The following is a 16,867-nucleotide window of genomic DNA, read 5'->3' on the forward strand; positions in this document are numbered from 1 at the left end:
CACGATCTGAACTGTCACGCTGCCGAGCCGGGCAGCATCGGCGCGTGAGCCGCCATCATAGATCGATGCAACTGCCAGAAGCCGCCGCGCCTGATCGGAATCGCGTGTCTGCCGAGCCAGAAGCCGCAACCTGGCTCCGTCGAAGTCCGACCGTAATGAAAGCGCTGAACCCATCGCAAACCTCCTGTTTGCGCCATCGATTCAGATTCGTCCGGCTTTGGGAACCCCAAGAGTCAGCATCAGTGACAACTGGTATAAGAGGCAGCGGATGCCGTCGGTTTCGCCAATGGGAGCCCTATTACCAGCGGAATGCTGACCGCATAGACGGCTGCCACCACCAGCCAGATTGCGCCGGGCCATTCTTCCCGGAAGACAAAATAGAAGCTCGAAAACACCAGCGGCCCGACAATCGAGGCGAGGCTGACCACCGAGGCCAGCACGCCCTGAAATTGCCCCTGCCGGCCCTCCTCGACCTGCCGGCTCGCCAGGGACTGGAGCGCCGGGACACCGATGCCACCCAGTGTGAAAAGCGGCATGACCGCAAAGGTCATCCAGCCCTCGGTCGCCAGCGCCATGACCATCAGGGCCACGCAGACGCCGGCAATGCCGGTCAGGATCGCCCCGCGCTCGCCGAGCAGCTTGACCGCCGGACCGGGCAGAAACGCCTGAGACGCCGCCTGGCAGATACCGAATGCGCCGAGCGAAAGACCGATCCAGAACCCGTTCCAGTGAAAGGCATCCATCCCCCAGAGCGCCCAGCAGGTCCCGTAGGCCTCACCGGTCGCGCTGAAAATGAAAAAGATCAGAACGACCGGCAGGACAGTCTTCATCGAAAAGACCCAACGCAGCGGTCGAAGCGGGTTGAGCGCGGCGAAATCGATCGCCTCGCGTGTCGGCGTGCGCGATTCTGGCAGAAGCAGGTAGGCCAGCAAGAGATTCAGACCGTTCAGGATCGCCGCCACGATGAACGGCAACCGCAGCCAATGGTCGCCGAAAATGCCACCGAGCACCGGCCCGACGATGAACCCCATGCCGAACATGGCATTGAACAGCCCGAACCGGCGAGCACGCGTCTCCGGCGGTGATATATCGGTGATGTAGGCAGTCGCAACGGAGATATTGGCACTGGTCAGGCCGGCGATGATGCGGCCGATGAGCAGCATCCAGAGACTGGGCGCGAAGGCCAGAAACAGGTAGTTGACGACGGCACCCGCCATCGAGACAAGCAGTATGGGCCGCCGCCCCAACCGGTCGCTGAGCGCACCCAGCACCGGCGCGAAGACGAATTGCATGACGGCGTAAAGCGCAGTCAACAGGCCGATATAGGAGGCTACATCATCGGTATGGGTAACCTCCTGCAGCAGGGAGGGAAGGATGGGAAAGATGAGGCCAATGCCCACGGCATCGAGGACAATGGCGGTGAAGATGACGACAAGCGGTTTATTCATGACGCGTTCCGATCGACGCAGGTCCGCGATGCCGAAAGGCACGGGAAAACCTGCGATTAGGCCCGATATCTCAGGCGTTTCGTTGCTTTGGAAAACGCTGGCCGATCCACGCTGGAAAGCATGAATGGCTTGTACTCGACCGCATGAACGACAATTCGTTCACCTGCTTACTCGCGCCTGTCGGCGGATCAAGGAAAGCGGTCGCTTTTCGCGACAGACGTCAAATACAGGAGTTACCAACTTGAGACAAGTCGGCTGCCCGCAACGCGGGATCGTGTTCAGCTCGTTCGAACGCGCAACCCATCCATGAAAAGCTGCTCCAGGAACCGGGCGGCATCCTCGAACCGCCCCTCGCCCGCATAGCTTTGCCCCAGCACCGCCCGCACCTGCACGTCGAAGTCGGCATAATGCTGCGTCGTCGACCAGATCGAGAAGATCAGGTGATAGGGATCGCATTTGGCGATCTTGCCAGCGCGCGCCCAAGCGCGGATCACCTCCGCCTTCTCATCGACCAGTTCCTTCAACGGGCCTTTCAGCTCGTCCTCGATATGCGGAGCGCCCTGCAGAACTTCATTCGCAAACAACCGGCTCTCGCGCGGAAAGTCGCGCGCCATTTCCAGTTTGCGGCGGATATAGGACCGGATTTCCGATTCGGGATTGCCCTCGGCATTAAACGCCCTGAGCGGCTCCAGCCAGGTGAACAGAACCCGGTCGATCAGCTGGCGATGGATCGCCTCCTTGGTGCGGAAATAATAAAGCAGGTTTGGCTTCGACATGCCGGCGGCTTCGGCAATCTGGTCGATCGTCGTGCCGCGAAAACCGCTGACCGAAAACACGTCCAGCGCCGCCTCGAGGATAAGCTCTTCTTTTTCCCCCTGAATGCGCGTGCGCCGCTGTGTCTTCGCCGCTCTCGGAACTGCCATGCCGCTAGTCGCCTCGTTTCCGCGCTGCCTACATTCCCTTTGGACGGGCCAGATTTTCCTCTGGATTTTTCGTCATTTTCGGCTTGAGTGAGGCCACGGAAATTGTAATGTTTTACCAACCGGTCAAATTATCGGCGACAAGCCAAACAAACGCAATGCCGAACTTCCGCCGCTCCGATGTGAGACGGAAGGGACCGATGGGAACGTAAAAGCAGACCGCCCGCAAAAGGGCGAGAACAGGTGAGGACAATCAGATGGTGGCAGCACCGGGCGAGAACCTGCGCGTCAACGGAGACCGTCTCTGGGACATGCTGATGGACATGGCGAAGATCGGCCCCGGCATTGCCGGCGGCAACAACCGCCAGACCCTGACGGATGCCGATGGAGAAGGCCGCAACCTCTTCAAGACATGGTGCGAGGCCGAAGGTTTGACGATCGGCGTCGATAAGATGGGCACGATGTTCGCCACCCGCGCCGGCACCGATCCCGATGCGCTGCCCGTCTATATCGGCTCCCATCTCGACACCCAGCCGACCGGCGGCAAATATGACGGCGTTCTCGGAGTATTGGCCGGCCTGGAAGTCGTCCGCACCATGAACGACCTTGGCATCAAGACGAAACACCCGATCGTCGTCACCAACTGGACCAACGAGGAAGGCGCCCGTTTCGCCCCCGCCATGCTCGCCTCCGGCGTTTTCGCCGGCGTGCATTCCATGGATTACGCCTATGCCCGCAAGGATCCAGAAGGCAAGACTTTCGGCGACGAGTTGAAGCGCATCGGCTGGGTGGGCGACGAAGAGGTCGGCGCCCGAAAGATGCACGCCTATTTCGAATATCATATCGAACAGGGCCCGATCCTTGAGGCAGAAAACAAGCAGATCGGCGTCGTCACCCACTGTCAGGGCCTGTGGTGGCTGGAATTTACGCTGACCGGCAAGGAAGCCCATACCGGCTCGACGCCGATGACCATGCGCGTTAACGCAGGCCTGGTGATGGGCCGTATTCTGGAAATGGTGCAGGAAGTGGCGATGGCCGAACAGCCGGGCGCTGTCGCCGGTGTCGGTCAGGTGTTCTTCTCCCCGAATTCCCGCAACGTCCTGCCCGGCAAGGTCGTCTTCACCGTCGATCTGCGCACGCCCAGCCAGGAAAAGCTCGACCGCATGCGCGCCAAGATCGAGGCGGGTGCCGCGGAAATCTGCGCCCCGCTCGGCGTCGGCTGTTCGGTCGAGGCCGTCGGCCATTTCGACCCGGTCACTTTCGACCCGACACTGGTCGAGCGCATCCGCAACGCCGCCGACAGGCTCGGCTACAGCCACATGAACCTCATCTCCGGCGCCGGCCACGACGCCTGCTGGGCGGCCAAGGTCGCGCCATCGACGATGGTCATGTGTCCCTGTGTCGGTGGGCTCAGCCACAACGAGGCGGAGGAAATCTCCAAGGAATGGGCTGCCGCCGGATGTGACGTGCTGTTTCACGCTGTGGTGGAGACAGCGGAGATTGTGGGGTGAGTGCCCACACTCATCACCATCTGGAGTGTTTCATCTGCACTCACGTGATGGAAGATGGCTTACCCATCCTCCACGTTGTTCACGATGAAGGCGGAGACTGGCAGTTCCTATGCGGTGGCGACAACCACTTCGATGAATCGACTTGTCGTCTGGCATGTCTGGAGTGTGTGGTGGATCGCCATCCGGACATCATCAAAACTCTCGATTTGCCCGAGAGAGCTTGGGCAGAACGACGGTCAACTGATGCGCAATGGCACCTTCAAACCTTGGACTAGATAAGCAATTCAAGACAGGGGAATAACCATGACCACAGTCATCAAAAGCGGCACCATCGTTACCGCCGACCTGACCTACAAGGCGGACGTCAAGATCGAAGGCGGGAGGATCATCGAGATCGGCCCGAACCTCTCCGGTGACACCACGCTCGACGCTACCGGCTGTTACGTCATGCCGGGCGGTATCGATCCGCATGTGCATCTCGAAATGCCGTTCATGGGCACCTATTCCTCCGACGACTTCGAAAGCGGCACGCGGGCAGCCCTTGCCGGGGGCACGACGATGGTGGTCGATTTCTGTCTGCCCGATCCCGGCCAGTCGCTACTCGACGCGCTGAAGCGCTGGGACAACAAGGCGACGCGCGCCAATTGCGATTACTCGTTCCACATGTCGGTAACCTGGTGGGGCGAGCAGGTCTTCAACGAGATGAAGGCTGTCGTACTCAACCACGGCATCAACACCTTCAAGCATTTCATGGCCTACAAAGGCGCGCTGATGGTGAACGACGACGAGATGTTCGCCTCCTTCCAGCGCTGCGCTGAACTCGGCGCCCTGCCGCTCGTGCATGCCGAAAACGGCGATGTCGTCGCCGCAATGCAGCAGAAACTGATGGATGAAGGCAATGACGGGCCGGAAGGACATGCCTATTCGCGTCCCCCGTCAGTCGAAGGCGAAGCGACCAACCGCGCCATCATCATCGCCGACATGGCTGGCGTGCCACTCTATGTCGTGCACACCTCCTGCGAACAGTCCCACGAAGCGATCCGCCGAGCGCGCCAGAATGGCATGCGGGTTTACGGCGAGCCGTTGATCCAGCACCTGACGCTCGACGAGAGCGAATATTTCGACAAGGACTGGGATCATTCGGCCCGCCGGGTCATGTCACCGCCCTTCCGCAACAAACAGCATCAGGACAGTCTCTGGGCCGGCCTCGCTTCCGGCTCGCTGCAGGTTGTCGCGACCGACCATTGCGCCTTCAGCACCGAACAGAAGCGCACAGGCCTCGGCGACTTCCGCAAGATCCCGAACGGCACCGGCGGGCTTGAAGACCGCATGCCGATGCTCTGGACCTATGGCGTCGCCACCGGCCGCATCACCATGAACGAGTTCGTGGCGGTGACTTCCACCAACATCGCCAAGATCTTGAACGTCTATCCGCGTAAAGGCGCGATCCTGGTCGGGGCCGATGCGGATATCGTCGTCTGGGATCCGAAGCGCTCGAAGACGATCGCGGCCAAGAGCCAGCAATCGTCCATCGACTACAACGTCTTCGAAGGCAAGCAGGTGACCGGCCTGCCTCGCTATACGCTGACCCGCGGCGTGGTGGCGATCGAGGAATCAACGGTGAAGACGCAGGAAGGGCATGGGTCCTTCGTCAAGCGCGAGCCGTTCCAGGCCGTCAACAAGGCGCTGTCGACCTGGAAGGAACTGACCGCACCGCGCAAGGTGGAGCGGACGGGTATTCCGGCGAGCGGGGTGTGAACCGATGCGCAGCGGCTTTCTGACCTTGCTTCTTCTGTCTGCCGCAGCGACAAGCGCTGCGGCCGAAACCCTGCCGATCAAGGGCAGCTATGGGAACAAGGATGGTTGCACCTATGCGCGAACCGGCGAATCCAGCGGATCGGACGACTTCTTCCTGCTGACATCGGAGGCGATCACCACGGCCGCCTCCTATTGCGAGTTCAAGAAGATCCTCAAAACCGACGGCAAAAATTTCACGGCAACGGTTTCCTGCCAGGAAGAGGGTGAGGAAGGCGGCACGGATGATACCGCCAAGCTCTCATTCGGTCCGAAAGGATATATGATCGGCTTCACTTCGGACGCAGCCATCCACTGGGGACCGCTTGCATTATGCAGATAGGCTCAAGCCGGCACCAGCGCTTCCAGCTCCGGCAACAAGACGACGCTTTCCTGCTCGTTCGGATCTGTCCGGGCAATCACCGCAACGGCGGGCTCTTTTCCGCGGTTGACGGGCAGATGCGGCATGCCGGGGGGAATGTAGAACATGTCGCCGGCCTTGGTGACGACGAAGTGCTGCAGCCGGTCGCCGTAATAGGTATCGACCTCGCCGGACAGAACATAGATCGCCGTTTCATGCGCTTCGTGCATATGTGCCTTGGCGCGGCCGCCCGGCGGTACCGTGAGCAGCATCATCGCGATACCCTTGGCGCCGGCGCTTTCGGCAGAAATGCCTTCGATATAGGAAAAGCCCTGCTTTCCCGCATAGGTCTCGCTTGGCCGGATCAGCTTGCAATCGGGGTCGTGAATAGATGACATGGTGCAGGCTCCAATAATAATGGGACGGAAAGTCCGGGAACGACCATCAGATACACTGGGTGAACATGGCAGAAAATCAGTCTTCCGTCGTCTCGGCAAAAAAACTTGGTCTCACCTTCGAGACCAGTGACGGGCCGGTCCATGCCCTGTCGAATGTCGATCTGGAGGTGAAAAAGGGCGACTTCGTCTCCTTCATCGGCCCGTCCGGCTGTGGCAAAACGACGTTCCTGCGGGTCATCGCCGACCTCGAAAAGGCCACGTCCGGCGAGATCACCGTCAACGGAATGTCGCCGGAAGAAGCACGAAAATCCCGCTCATACGGTTATGTCTTCCAAGCACCGGCGCTTTATCCCTGGCGCACGATCGAGAAGAACATCGCCCTGCCGCTGGAAATCATGGGCTATTCGGCGGCGGATCGCGCCAGCCGCATCGAACGTACCCTCGACCTCGTCAATCTCGCGGGCTTCGGCAAGAAATATCCCTGGCAGCTCTCCGGCGGCATGCAGCAACGCGCCTCGATCGCCCGCGCGCTCGCCTTCGACGCCGATCTGCTCTTGATGGACGAACCCTTCGGCGCACTGGACGAGATCGTCCGCGACCACCTCAACGAGCAGCTTCTGAAGCTGTGGGCGCGGACGGAAAAGACCATCTGTTTCGTGACGCACTCCATTCCGGAAGCCGTCTATCTCTCCACCAAGATCGTCGTCATGTCACCGCGGCCGGGGCGCGTGACGGATGTGATCGAGTCAACGTTACCCAAGGAACGGCCACTGGAAATCCGCGAAACGCCGGAGTTTCTGGAGATCGCGCATCGGGTGCGCGAGGGACTGAGAGCGGGGCATAGTTATGAGGAATAGTTTGTATCGACAGATCGCTTCTCTTTGTGACAGAGGCAAGTCCCCTCCCCAACCCCTCCCCACAAGGGGGAGGGGCTTAACCTGCCGCGCCTTCATCATCTCCCTAAAAATGGCGCGACCAGAAGGAACGATTGATTGGGGCAGTGCGGCTCTGCACGGGAAGCCCCTCCCCCTTGTGGGGAGGGGTTGGGGAGGGGTCTTCCTTTCCGATATACGGGAGCGAGCGTAGATGCCGCACTCCAACATCGCCTTTAAAACCAGAACACGCGCCAAAACACTTCGACGCGAACTTACTAAAGCCGAAGCAGCAATGTGGGATATGTTACGCGACTTCCGCCCTTATGGCGCACGCTTCAGGCGTGAAACCCCAATCGGCTCCTATATTGCCGATTTTGCTTGGCTGGCTGCTCGCATTGTTGTCGAAGTAGACAGTGATAGCCACGAAACGGCCCATGGTCGTCTGCATGACATCAGCAGAGATGCATTCCTCAAAAGCCAGGGTTTCACCATCTTGCGGTTCGACAACGATCAAGTTCTCGACGGCCCCGACTACGTCTTCACTTCAATCGAACAGCACGTCACTCCTTTTCTGAAAAAGGAGCTCGCATGAAACCTGACACCCTCCGCGACCGCATCATCCCTGTCCTCACCATTCTCCTCGTCATCGTCACCATCTGGTATGTCGGCGCTTACTTCATGAACGCCCCCTTCCAGCGCGATCTCGACCGGCGCGGCAATGTCACCTCGACCACGATGGAATTCATCGGCAAGACCATGTCGCAGCCGAAACCGATCCTGCCGGCGCCGCATCAGGTGGTCAGCAATTTCGTCGAGAACACTTTTATGCGCAGCGTCACCTCGAACCGCAGCCTCGTCTATCACGCCTGGGTTACGCTCTCTTCGACGGTCGCCGGCTTCACTTTTGGCACGCTGCTCGGCATCCTGATCGCCGTTGGCATCGTGCATGTGAAGGCGCTCGACCGCAGCCTGATGCCATGGATCATCGCTTCCCAGACCATACCGATCCTGGCGATCGCGCCGATGGTCATCGTCGTGCTGGGCGCAATCAACATCACCGGCCTCATCCCCAAGGCGATCATCTCGACCTATCTGTCCTTCTTTCCGGTGGCAGTCGGCATGGTGAAGGGCCTGCGTTCGCCCGAACTCATACAGCTAGATCTGATGCGCACCTATCATGCCAGCGCCGCGCAAACCTTCTGGAAGCTGCGTGTGCCCGCCTCGATCCCTTTCCTCTTCACCTCGATGAAGGTGGCGATCGCGGCAAGCCTTGTCGGCGCGATCGTCGGCGAACTGCCGACAGGTGCGGTCGCCGGCATCGGCTCGAAACTGCTGGCCGGCGCCTATTACAGCCAGACCATTGACATCTGGTCGGCGCTGATCGCCGGTTCGGTACTGGCCGCCCTGCTCGTCACTATCGTCGGGATCATCGCCAAAATCGTCGATCGCGCCATGGGCGGGAGGCCGGCATGAAGAGGCTCGTTCGGCACTGGCAATCCCTCCTCGCCGGCATATTGGCCGTGGCCGCGCTAACCCGCCTGCCGCTCACCTTGCCCGAAGCCGCCAATCCCGTCGGCAACGGCATGACGATCGCGGCGATACTGGTTGTCGTCGTGGTCCTCATGCAGGCAATAGAAGAAAGCGGCCCTGCCCTGCGTGCCGTAGTGCTTTTTCTCGGCGCCCACATTCCAGCGGCAATGCTGCTTTCAGGCGTTGCCGGCAATGAAGGTTACATGTCCGCCGGCTTCTTCCTGTTGATCGCGGCAAGCTGGCTGCTGGCCTGGGCGTCGGTGTCCGAGCTTTCACAGATCGAAACCCGTTCGACCGGCCTCGGCTGGCTTCTCAAGCTGCTCATCCCGGCCATCTTCGGCGCCTGGCTGCTGATCATCTGGGAAGCCATTACCCGCGGTTTCGGCATTCCCTTCATCCTCCTTCCGCCCCCCTCCTCGATCGGCACGCGCATTGCCGGCTCCGTTGCGATCCTCTGGGCCGACGTCCAGCAGACCATCTTCAAGGCCGTGCTGATCGGCTACATCGTCGGCTGCGCCTCCGGCTTCGTCGTCGCGATCCTAGCCGATCGTTTCGCTTTCCTGCGCCGCGGCCTCATTCCGATCGGCAACATGGTCTCGGCTCTGCCGATCATCGGTGTGGCGCCGATCATGGTCATGTGGTTCGGATTCGACTGGCACTCCAAGGCCGCCGTCGTCATCATCATGACCTTCTTCCCCATGCTGGTGAACACGGTCGCAGGCCTCGCCGCCTCGGGCGCCATGGAGCGCGACCTGATGCGCTCCTATGCTTCGGACTATTGGCAGACGCTGATGAAACTGCGCCTGCCGGCCGCGATGCCTTTCATCTTCAACGCGCTGAAGATCAATTCCACCCTGGCGCTGATCGGCGCGATCGTCGCGGAATTTTTCGGCACGCCAATCGTCGGCATGGGCTTTCGCATCTCCACCGAGATCGGCCGCATGAATGTCGACATGGTCTGGGCCGAGATCGCGGTTGCGGCGCTGGCCGGATCGGTTTTTTATGGCGTCGTGGCACTTCTCGAAAGAGCGACGACGTTCTGGCATCCGTCTAACCGTGGGGGTTAGGCGATAAAATCCGGCACGACCCAACGGAGCCGGCATAACCACAGAGGGAAACGACAATGAAGAAGATCATGAAGGCGCTCATGGCCGGAAGCATGGGTATTGCAATGTCGCTGGCGGCAGCCCAGGCGATGGCTGCCGACAAGGTGACGCTGCAGCTGAAATGGGTCGCCCAGGGCCAGTTCGGCGGTTATTTTGTCGCCAAGGACAAGGGCTTCTACAAGGATGAAGGCCTCGACGTAACGATCAAACCGGGCGGCCCGGACATCGCCCCGGAGCAGGTGATCGCCGGCGGTGGTGCAGACGTCATCGTCGACTGGATGGGTGGCGCACTGGTCGCCCGTGAGAAGGGCGTGCCGCTGATCAACATCGCCCAGCCGTTCCAGAAATCCGGCCTGGAACTGATCTGCCCGAAGGATGGCCCGATCAAGACCGAGGCCGACTTCAAGGGCAAGACGCTCGGCGTCTGGTTCTTCGGCAACGAATATCCGTTCTTTGCCTGGATGAACAAGCTCGGCCTCCCGACCGAAGGCGGCACCGGCGGCGTAACGGTGCTGAAGCAGAGCTTCGACGTGCAGCCGCTCGTCCAGAAACAGGCAAACTGCATCTCCGTCATGACCTATAACGAATATTGGCAGGCGATCGATGCCGGCTTCAAGGCAAGCGACCTGCTCGTCTTCAACTATACGGCGCTTGGCAACGACTTGCTCGAAGACGGCCTTTACGTCAACGAAACCAAGCTCAAGGATCCGAAGTTCAAGGAAACCATGGTCAAGTTCGTCCGTGCTTCCATGAAGGGTTGGAAATACGCGATCGCCAATCCGGATGAAGCCGCCGGCATCGTCATGGACAATGGCGGCCAGGACGAAAACCACCAGAAGCGCATGATGGGCGAAGTCGCCAAACTGATCGGCACCGGCAAGCTCGACATGGCGACCTATGATCGCACCGTGAAGGCGCTTCTTGATCAGAAGATCATCACCAAGAAGCCGGAAGGCGCCTATACGGCCGATGTAACCGAGGCCGCGCTGAAATAATAATTGCCGATTGTTCACTTTAAGAGAACGCGCGACCACACGGTTGCGCGTTTTCGAATTTTATTTACGTAAAGCATAACCAAAACTCATCCATCCCATAACGGATGCGGATTGATTTGTGCAACGCAAACACGTAAAAGGGCAGCCTTGATGAATCTTTCGCTGCCGGTCTTGTAACTGTTTTTAACGGTTACCACCTTGATTTCGGGATATCGCGTGCTGGAGGGGGCACGCAAAACCGGATAGGTTCCCAGCGAGATATTTGCCCCTTTTCAGGTCGGAAGTTATCGCATGTTTCGCACGTCCCAGAATGTCGCTCGCCCGAAGTCTGCCCGCGCTCCGATTCTCTCGATCACCGTGAGCCTCGCGATTGCGCTTTGCGCGTCCACGGCGCTCGCGCAGGAGGCTGCCGCACCCGCTCCGGCCCAGAAGGAAATCAAGCTGCCGTCGATCATCGTGACGGAAGCGGTCCAGAAACCGCTCACCGATCGCGTCATCGCCACCGGCACCGTCAAGCCGATTGAGGAAGTCTTCGTGCAGCCGCTGGTCGATGGCCTGTCGATCAAGACGCTGAAGGCAGACGTAGGTGACGAAGTGAAGGCCGACAGCGTGCTTGCGACGCTGAACGAGGACGCACTTCTTCTGCAGAAGAGCCAGTACGAAGCCAATAAGGCGAAGGCCGAAGCCGGCGTCGCGCAATACCAGGCGCAGGTGATCGAGGCGGAAGCCAACCTCGCCGATGCCAGCCGACAGCGCGACCGCACCCAGCGCCTGAGCCAGAGCGGCACCAGCACCCAGTCGCAGGTCGAACAGTCCCAGGCGCTTTTCGAAGTATCCCAAGCGCGCCTCAACGCCGCCAAGCAGGCCGTCACCGTCGGCCAGTCCGACATCAAGGTGGTTGATGCGCAGATCGACGACGTCAACCTGAGGCTCGCCCGCACCGGCGTGAAGACGCCGGTCGCCGGCATCATCTCCGCCCGCAGCGCCAAGGTCGGCGCGATTGCCAGCGGCGCGGCAACCTCGCCGCTCTTCACCATTATCAAGGACGGCGCGATCGAACTCGTGGCCGATCTGTCGGAATCGGATCTCCCGAAGATCAAGCTCGGTCAGAAGGCGACGGTTACCCTTGCCGGCGGCCGCACCAAGATCGAGGGCAAGGTCCGCCTCATCTCGCCGACGGTCGATGCGACGACCCGCCTTGGCGCGGTGCATATAGTCATCGACGATGAAAGCGGCGCGCGTTCGGGCATGTATGCCAGTGCCGAGATCGTCATCAGCGAAGCCAATGCGCTGGCCCTGCCACTCTCCGCCGTCACCAGTGGCCGCAACGGCTCGACCGCTCGCAAGGTGGAAGATAACGTCGTCAAGCAGGTGAAGATCGAGACCGGCATCCAGGATGGCGGCTTCATTCAGGTCGTCAGCGGTTTGACGGCCGGCGACCTCGTCGTTGCCAAGGCCGGCGCGTTTGTGCGCGACGGTGACAAGATCGCTCCCGTACCCGCCGAACCCGGCACGATTTCGAACTAAGCGCGAACCGAGGTTACCTCCCCATGAACTTCTCCGCATGGTCGATCCGCAATCCGATTGCGCCTCTGCTGGCCTTCGCGCTGCTGCTTTACGTCGGCATCCAGTCCTTCTATTCGCTGCCGATCACCCGTTTCCCGAATATCGACGTGCCGGTCGTCTCGATCACCGTCACCCAGAGCGGTGCCGCGCCATCCGAGCTTGAGGCGCAAGTCACCAAGGAAGTCGAAGACGCGGTCGCCTCGATCAGCGGTATCGACGAAGTCCAGTCGACGGTGACCGACGGCCAGTCCCAGACGGTCGTGGTCTTCCGCATCGAAAAGCCGACGGAAGAAGCCGTTCAGGACACCAAGGACGCGATCGACAAGATTCGCGGCGACTTGCCGGCCGGCATCGAGGAACCTATCGTTTCCAAGGTGGACGTCGAGGGCCAGGCAATCCAGACCTTCGCCGTCTCCTCGCCAAACATGACACTCGAAGAACTGTCCTGGTTCGTTGACGACACCGTCAAGCGCGCGCTTCAGGGACAGCCGGGCATCGGCAAGATCGACCGTTACGGCGGCGCCGACCGTGAAATCCGTGTGGCACTGAACCCGGCCAAGCTCGATGCCTATGGCATTACCGCTGCCGACGTGAACACCCAGATGCGCGGCACCAACGTCGATCTGGGCTCCGGCCGAGGCCAGGTGGCCGGCAACGAACAGACTATCCGCACGCTAGGCGACGCCCGCAATGTCGCACAGCTTGCCGCGACGACGATCACCTTGCCGAACGGCCAGTTCGTCAAGCTGCGCGAGCTCGGCACGGTCACCGATACATACGAAGAGCAGAAGTCCTTCTCGCGCTTCAACGGCACGCCGTCTGTCACTTTCGCCGTCTTCCGCGCCAAGGGTGCCAGCGAAGTCTCGGTGTCCGAGACGGTCGCCGAGAGCCTGAAGAGCGTGCGCGAAGCCAACCCAAATGTCGCGATCGAAATGGTCGACGACTCTGTCTACTTCACCTACGGCAACTACGAAGCAGCCCTGCATACGCTGGTGGAAGGTTCGGTCCTCGCCGTCATCGTCGTCTTCCTGTTCCTGCGGAACTGGCGCGCCACGCTGATCGCGGCGGTAGCCTTGCCCTTGTCGGCGATCCCGACCTTCTGGATCATGGACCTGATGGGGTTCTCGCTCAACCTCGTCAGCTTCCTGGCGCTGACGCTGGCGACCGGTATTCTCGTCGACGACGCGATCGTCGAGATCGAGAACATCGCACGACATATCAAGATGGGCAAAACGCCCTATCGGGCAGCGCTCGAAGCGGCGGACGAAATCGGCCTTGCCGTTATCGCCACCAGCTTCACGATCATCGCGGTCTTCGTGCCGGTCTCGTTCATGCCGGGCATTCCGGGCCAATACTTCATCCAGTTCGGCCTGACAGTCGCCTTCTCCGTGTTCTTCTCGCTCGCGGTCGCGCGCCTCATCACGCCATTGATGGCCGCCTATCTGATGCGTTCGGAAGACGGCATGGCGCATGACGACCACCACGACAACGATGGCTGGATCATGAAGGGCTATACCCGGCTCGTCACCGGCACGACCCGCAAATGGTACTGGCGTTATACGACCCTTCTGGCCGCCATCGGCTTCCTGATCGGCTCGATGATGCTGCTCTCGCAGGTTCCCGGCAGCTTCCTACCGCCGGATGATTCCTCGCGCGTCGTTCTCTCCGTCGAACTGCCGCCGAATGCCACGCTGGATGAGACTGCGGCCTCGACCGACATCATCTATAATGCGGTTCGCCATATCGACGGCGTCGAAAGCGTCTTCATCCTCGGCGGCGCCTCGCCGAAGGGCGATCTCGAACTGCGACGCGCAACCGTGCGCGTCATCCTGGGCAATATCGACCATTCGCTGGTCAAGACCCTCGTCAACAAGGGGCTCGGCTCGATCCCGATCGTCAGGGACTTCGTTCCGAAGATGAAGGAGAACGGCCGCACGCGTCCGCAATGGGATGTCGAAAAGGATATTTTCGCGGCGGTTCGAGATATTCCCGATGTTCGTATCTCCAAGGTCAACGACCGTGCGGAACGCGATCTGTCGTTCAACTTCCTGTCTTCCAACGCGGAAGATCTGAACGAGGCTGTCGGCATTCTGGAATCGAAGCTGCGCGCCTCGCCGGTACTTGCCAACGTGTCATCGGATGGTGCCCTGCCCCGCCCGGAACTGCAGATCCGCCCGCGCATGGACGAGGCCTCGCGCCTCGGCATCACGCCGCAGCAGATTTCGCAGACGGTCCGCGTTGCCACGATCGGCGATGCGGATGCCAACCTTGCGAAGATCTCGCTCGACGATCGGCAGATCCCGATCCGCGTCCAGGCCTCGCTTGATATGCGGCGCGATCTGGCAGCCATCCGTGCGGTCAAGATCAAGACGGCATCCGGCGCCAGCGTTCCGCTCTATACGGTTGCGGATATCGACTATGCGGAAGGTTTGAGCTCGATCAAGCGCAACGACCGCAACCGCGTCGTGACCATCGGTTCCGATGTGCCGTTCGGCACCGCGCTCGATACATCCACTGCCGAGTTCCAGCGCATCGTTGCGGAAACCCAGCTTCCGAAGTCGGTGCGCCTCGCCGCGGCCGGTGACGCGAAGGTGCAGAACGAAATGGTCATGGGCTTCGTCAACGCCATGATCCTCGGCCTGATGCTGGTGCTCGTGGTACTGATCCTGCTCTTCAAGGACGTCATCCAGCCCTTCACCATCCTGTTCTCGCTGCCGCTCGCAATCGGCGGTGTGGCGGTGGCGCTGATCGTTACCCAGAACGCGCTCTCCATGCCGGTCCTGATCGGCATCCTGATGCTGATGGGTATCGTCACCAAGAACGCCATCCTGCTCGTCGATTTCGCCATTGAGATGAAGCGTCATGGCCTGGAACGTGTCCATGCCATGGTCGAGGCCGGCCGCAAGCGCGCTCAGCCGATCATCATGACGTCGATCGCCATGTCGGCCGGCATGTTGCCCTCGGCGCTCGGCGTCGGCGAAGGCGGTTCGTTCCGCGCTCCGATGGCGATCGCCGTCATCGGTGGCATCATCGTCTCGACCGTGCTGTCGCTGCTCGTCGTGCCGTCCTTCTTCCTGATCATGGACGACCTGTCCCGCCTGCTCGGCTGGCTGTTCGGCCGCCTCGTCGGCAAGAAGGAACAGGAAGACCTCGGTCTCTCCAACGAGGATCTCAGCAAGGAAACGCGTCGCCAGGCCCAGTCGATCTCGACGCTGGAGGAACGCCTCAACCAGCTCGAACGCCAGACCGGCGCCAACGACGACCGCTCCGGAGCGCAGCCGGGCAATCAGGCCAGCAGCAACGTGCTGCGCCTGCCGCCGATGGCCGCCGAATAAACCAGTCGGAACGAGTTTTCCATTAACGCCGGGCTAAACGCCCGGCGTTTTCGTGCGCGCGCAGAAATTGCAGAAAAATTTCTCAAATTTGATCGATGTCAAAACGCGCTTTCATAATCCTGTTATTTATGAACCATCAGGAATGCGTAGCGGCACACGGAAAATGGAAGCGATCACCGACATGATGAACGGAAACCTCAAGCTCAGCAGCCGGGATCGGGCGGTCTTGATGAAGACTCCTTTCCTCACCGGCCTGAGCGGCAGTTCCCTCGTCCGGATGCTCTCCGCGATGAGCGTAGCAAGTCTGCCGAACCGGAAATCGATCTTCCGCGAAGGTGACAATGCGGACGCTTTCTACTGTGTTCTCAGTGGCTACGTACGACTTTATCGCCTGAACCGTGAAGGTCGCGAAGCCGATATTCGCATCTGCGCGCCCGGCGATACTTTCGCCGAATGCCAGCTCTACGGCGGCACCAAATATCGCTACCACGCCCAGACGGCGGAAGCGGTGACGCTCGCCAAATTCGACATGCAAGCCGTTCGAGACTTGGCCGAGCAGGAGAAGGATGTCGCCAAGGCGGTAATGATGTCCCTCTCCAGTCACCTGCAGGCCTCCATGGACTGCATCGCCAACGACAGGTTGCATACGGCACCCCAACGGGTAGCCAATTACATCCTCAATCGCTGTCCGGTGGATGGTGGTCCGGCGGCGATCCGCCTGCCCTTCCAGAAGAGCCTGCTGGCAGGCCAGCTCGGTCTTGCACCGGAAGCTCTGTCGCGCGCCTTCTCGACGCTCCGCAAGACGGGCGTCACAGTCCGCGGCCGTGTCATCCAAGTCGGTGACGTCGGCGCGCTGCGCGAAATCTAAGGCACGCGCTTTAGACAGCACCAAGTTCAGTTTGAGTTCATGAGGCAAGAGTGAGACGACACCGGATTGGCGGATCCGGTCGTCTCGAGCTGCGTGCCGTTCCACGGGCGGGTGGTGATGGCATGCAAAAAGGCCGGTGGTCCTCGAGGGGCCACCGGCC

14 protein-coding genes are annotated in these 16,867 nt (G+C 60.6%); 11 read left to right on the plus strand and 3 right to left on the minus strand.

The window, feature by feature from the left end; translation table 11 throughout:
- Positions 1–239: 239 nt before the first annotated feature.
- Positions 240–1,448 (minus strand): TCR/Tet family MFS transporter, encoded by a 1,209-nt coding sequence (locus KX729_RS07785; protein WP_219741889.1) that lies wholly within the window; start codon positions 1,446–1,448, stop codon positions 240–242.
- A 278-nt stretch (positions 1,449–1,726) separates the two neighbouring features.
- Positions 1,727–2,371 carry a TetR family transcriptional regulator C-terminal domain-containing protein gene (locus KX729_RS07790; protein ID WP_219741890.1) on the minus strand — a complete coding sequence of 215 codons (645 nt, stop codon included), beginning with the start codon at positions 2,369–2,371 and terminating at the stop codon, positions 1,727–1,729.
- A gap of 254 nt (positions 2,372–2,625) precedes the next feature.
- Between KX729_RS07790 and KX729_RS07795 the strand changes: the two genes are divergently transcribed.
- From KX729_RS07795 to KX729_RS07805, 3 genes are all read left to right on the plus strand, one after another.
- Positions 2,626–3,879 carry a Zn-dependent hydrolase gene (locus KX729_RS07795; protein ID WP_219741891.1) on the plus strand — a complete coding sequence of 418 codons (1,254 nt, stop codon included), beginning with the start codon at positions 2,626–2,628 and terminating at the stop codon, positions 3,877–3,879.
- A 303-nt stretch (positions 3,880–4,182) separates the two neighbouring features.
- The gene (gene hydA / locus KX729_RS07800) at positions 4,183–5,637 is read left to right on the plus strand and encodes a dihydropyrimidinase (protein WP_219741892.1); all 1,455 of its coding nucleotides are present in this window, start codon (positions 4,183–4,185) and stop codon (positions 5,635–5,637) included.
- 4 nt (positions 5,638–5,641) lie between these two features.
- Positions 5,642–6,016: a hypothetical protein gene (locus KX729_RS07805; RefSeq protein WP_219741893.1), complete on the plus strand. Its 375-nt coding sequence runs from the start codon at positions 5,642–5,644 to the stop codon at positions 6,014–6,016.
- A gap of 2 nt (positions 6,017–6,018) precedes the next feature.
- Here KX729_RS07805 and KX729_RS07810 read toward each other — a convergent pair whose 3' ends face one another.
- Entirely contained in the window at positions 6,019–6,432 is a 414-nt protein-coding gene (locus KX729_RS07810; protein WP_219741894.1) for a cupin domain-containing protein, read from the minus strand.
- Between the two features lie 65 nt (positions 6,433–6,497).
- Here KX729_RS07810 and KX729_RS07815 point away from each other — a divergent pair, with 65 nt between their 5' ends.
- From KX729_RS07815 to KX729_RS07850, 8 genes are all read left to right on the plus strand, one after another.
- Entirely contained in the window at positions 6,498–7,289 is a 792-nt protein-coding gene (locus KX729_RS07815) for an ABC transporter ATP-binding protein (protein ID WP_219741895.1), read from the plus strand.
- A gap of 229 nt (positions 7,290–7,518) precedes the next feature.
- Positions 7,519–7,899: an endonuclease domain-containing protein gene (locus KX729_RS07820; protein ID WP_219741896.1), complete on the plus strand. Its 381-nt coding sequence runs from the start codon at positions 7,519–7,521 to the stop codon at positions 7,897–7,899.
- Positions 7,896–8,780 (plus strand): ABC transporter permease, encoded by an 885-nt coding sequence (locus KX729_RS07825; RefSeq protein WP_219741897.1) that lies wholly within the window; start codon positions 7,896–7,898, stop codon positions 8,778–8,780. Before KX729_RS07820 ends, KX729_RS07825 begins: the two co-directional genes overlap by 4 nt.
- The gene (locus KX729_RS07830) at positions 8,777–9,904 is read left to right on the plus strand and encodes an ABC transporter permease (protein ID WP_219741898.1); all 1,128 of its coding nucleotides are present in this window, start codon (positions 8,777–8,779) and stop codon (positions 9,902–9,904) included. The genes KX729_RS07825 and KX729_RS07830 overlap by 4 nt, the downstream gene beginning before the upstream one ends.
- A gap of 56 nt (positions 9,905–9,960) precedes the next feature.
- Positions 9,961–10,938, plus strand: a complete 978-nt coding sequence (locus KX729_RS07835) for an ABC transporter substrate-binding protein (RefSeq protein WP_219741899.1) — start codon at positions 9,961–9,963, stop codon at positions 10,936–10,938.
- A 291-nt stretch (positions 10,939–11,229) separates the two neighbouring features.
- Positions 11,230–12,465 (plus strand): efflux RND transporter periplasmic adaptor subunit, encoded by a 1,236-nt coding sequence (locus tag KX729_RS07840; protein ID WP_219741900.1) that lies wholly within the window; start codon positions 11,230–11,232, stop codon positions 12,463–12,465.
- A gap of 23 nt (positions 12,466–12,488) precedes the next feature.
- Positions 12,489–15,839 (plus strand): efflux RND transporter permease subunit, encoded by a 3,351-nt coding sequence (locus KX729_RS07845; RefSeq protein WP_219741901.1) that lies wholly within the window; start codon positions 12,489–12,491, stop codon positions 15,837–15,839.
- A 184-nt stretch (positions 15,840–16,023) separates the two neighbouring features.
- Positions 16,024–16,707 carry a Crp/Fnr family transcriptional regulator gene (locus KX729_RS07850; protein ID WP_219742506.1) on the plus strand — a complete coding sequence of 228 codons (684 nt, stop codon included), beginning with the start codon at positions 16,024–16,026 and terminating at the stop codon, positions 16,705–16,707.
- The last annotated feature ends 160 nt before the right edge of the window (positions 16,708–16,867 follow it).

The sequence above is a fragment of the Neorhizobium populisoli genome (genome assembly GCF_019430945.1).
Taxonomy (GTDB): domain Bacteria; phylum Pseudomonadota; class Alphaproteobacteria; order Rhizobiales; family Rhizobiaceae; genus Neorhizobium; species Neorhizobium populisoli.

Bases quoted from the DNA above. Each gene is read 5' to 3' on its own strand.
- KX729_RS07805 (WP_219741893.1), top strand. From the start codon at position 5,642: ATGCGCAGCGGCTTTCTGACCTTGCTTCTTCTGTCTGCCGCAGCGACA.
- KX729_RS07820 (WP_219741896.1), top strand. From the start codon at position 7,519: ATGCCGCACTCCAACATCGCCTTTAAAACCAGAACACGCGCCAAAACA.
- KX729_RS07810 (WP_219741894.1), bottom strand. From the start codon at position 6,432: ATGTCATCTATTCACGACCCCGATTGCAAGCTGATCCGGCCAAGCGAG.
- KX729_RS07840 (WP_219741900.1), top strand. From the start codon at position 11,230: ATGTTTCGCACGTCCCAGAATGTCGCTCGCCCGAAGTCTGCCCGCGCT.
- hydA (WP_219741892.1), top strand. From the start codon at position 4,183: ATGACCACAGTCATCAAAAGCGGCACCATCGTTACCGCCGACCTGACC.
- KX729_RS07795 (WP_219741891.1), top strand. From the start codon at position 2,626: ATGGTGGCAGCACCGGGCGAGAACCTGCGCGTCAACGGAGACCGTCTC.
- KX729_RS07790 (WP_219741890.1), bottom strand. From the start codon at position 2,371: ATGGCAGTTCCGAGAGCGGCGAAGACACAGCGGCGCACGCGCATTCAG.
- KX729_RS07850 (WP_219742506.1), top strand. From the start codon at position 16,024: ATGAACGGAAACCTCAAGCTCAGCAGCCGGGATCGGGCGGTCTTGATG.
- KX729_RS07830 (WP_219741898.1), top strand. From the start codon at position 8,777: ATGAAGAGGCTCGTTCGGCACTGGCAATCCCTCCTCGCCGGCATATTG.
- KX729_RS07815 (WP_219741895.1), top strand. From the start codon at position 6,498: ATGGCAGAAAATCAGTCTTCCGTCGTCTCGGCAAAAAAACTTGGTCTC.
- KX729_RS07825 (WP_219741897.1), top strand. From the start codon at position 7,896: ATGAAACCTGACACCCTCCGCGACCGCATCATCCCTGTCCTCACCATT.
- KX729_RS07785 (WP_219741889.1), bottom strand. From the start codon at position 1,448: ATGAATAAACCGCTTGTCGTCATCTTCACCGCCATTGTCCTCGATGCC.
- KX729_RS07835 (WP_219741899.1), top strand. From the start codon at position 9,961: ATGAAGAAGATCATGAAGGCGCTCATGGCCGGAAGCATGGGTATTGCA.
- KX729_RS07845 (WP_219741901.1), top strand. From the start codon at position 12,489: ATGAACTTCTCCGCATGGTCGATCCGCAATCCGATTGCGCCTCTGCTG.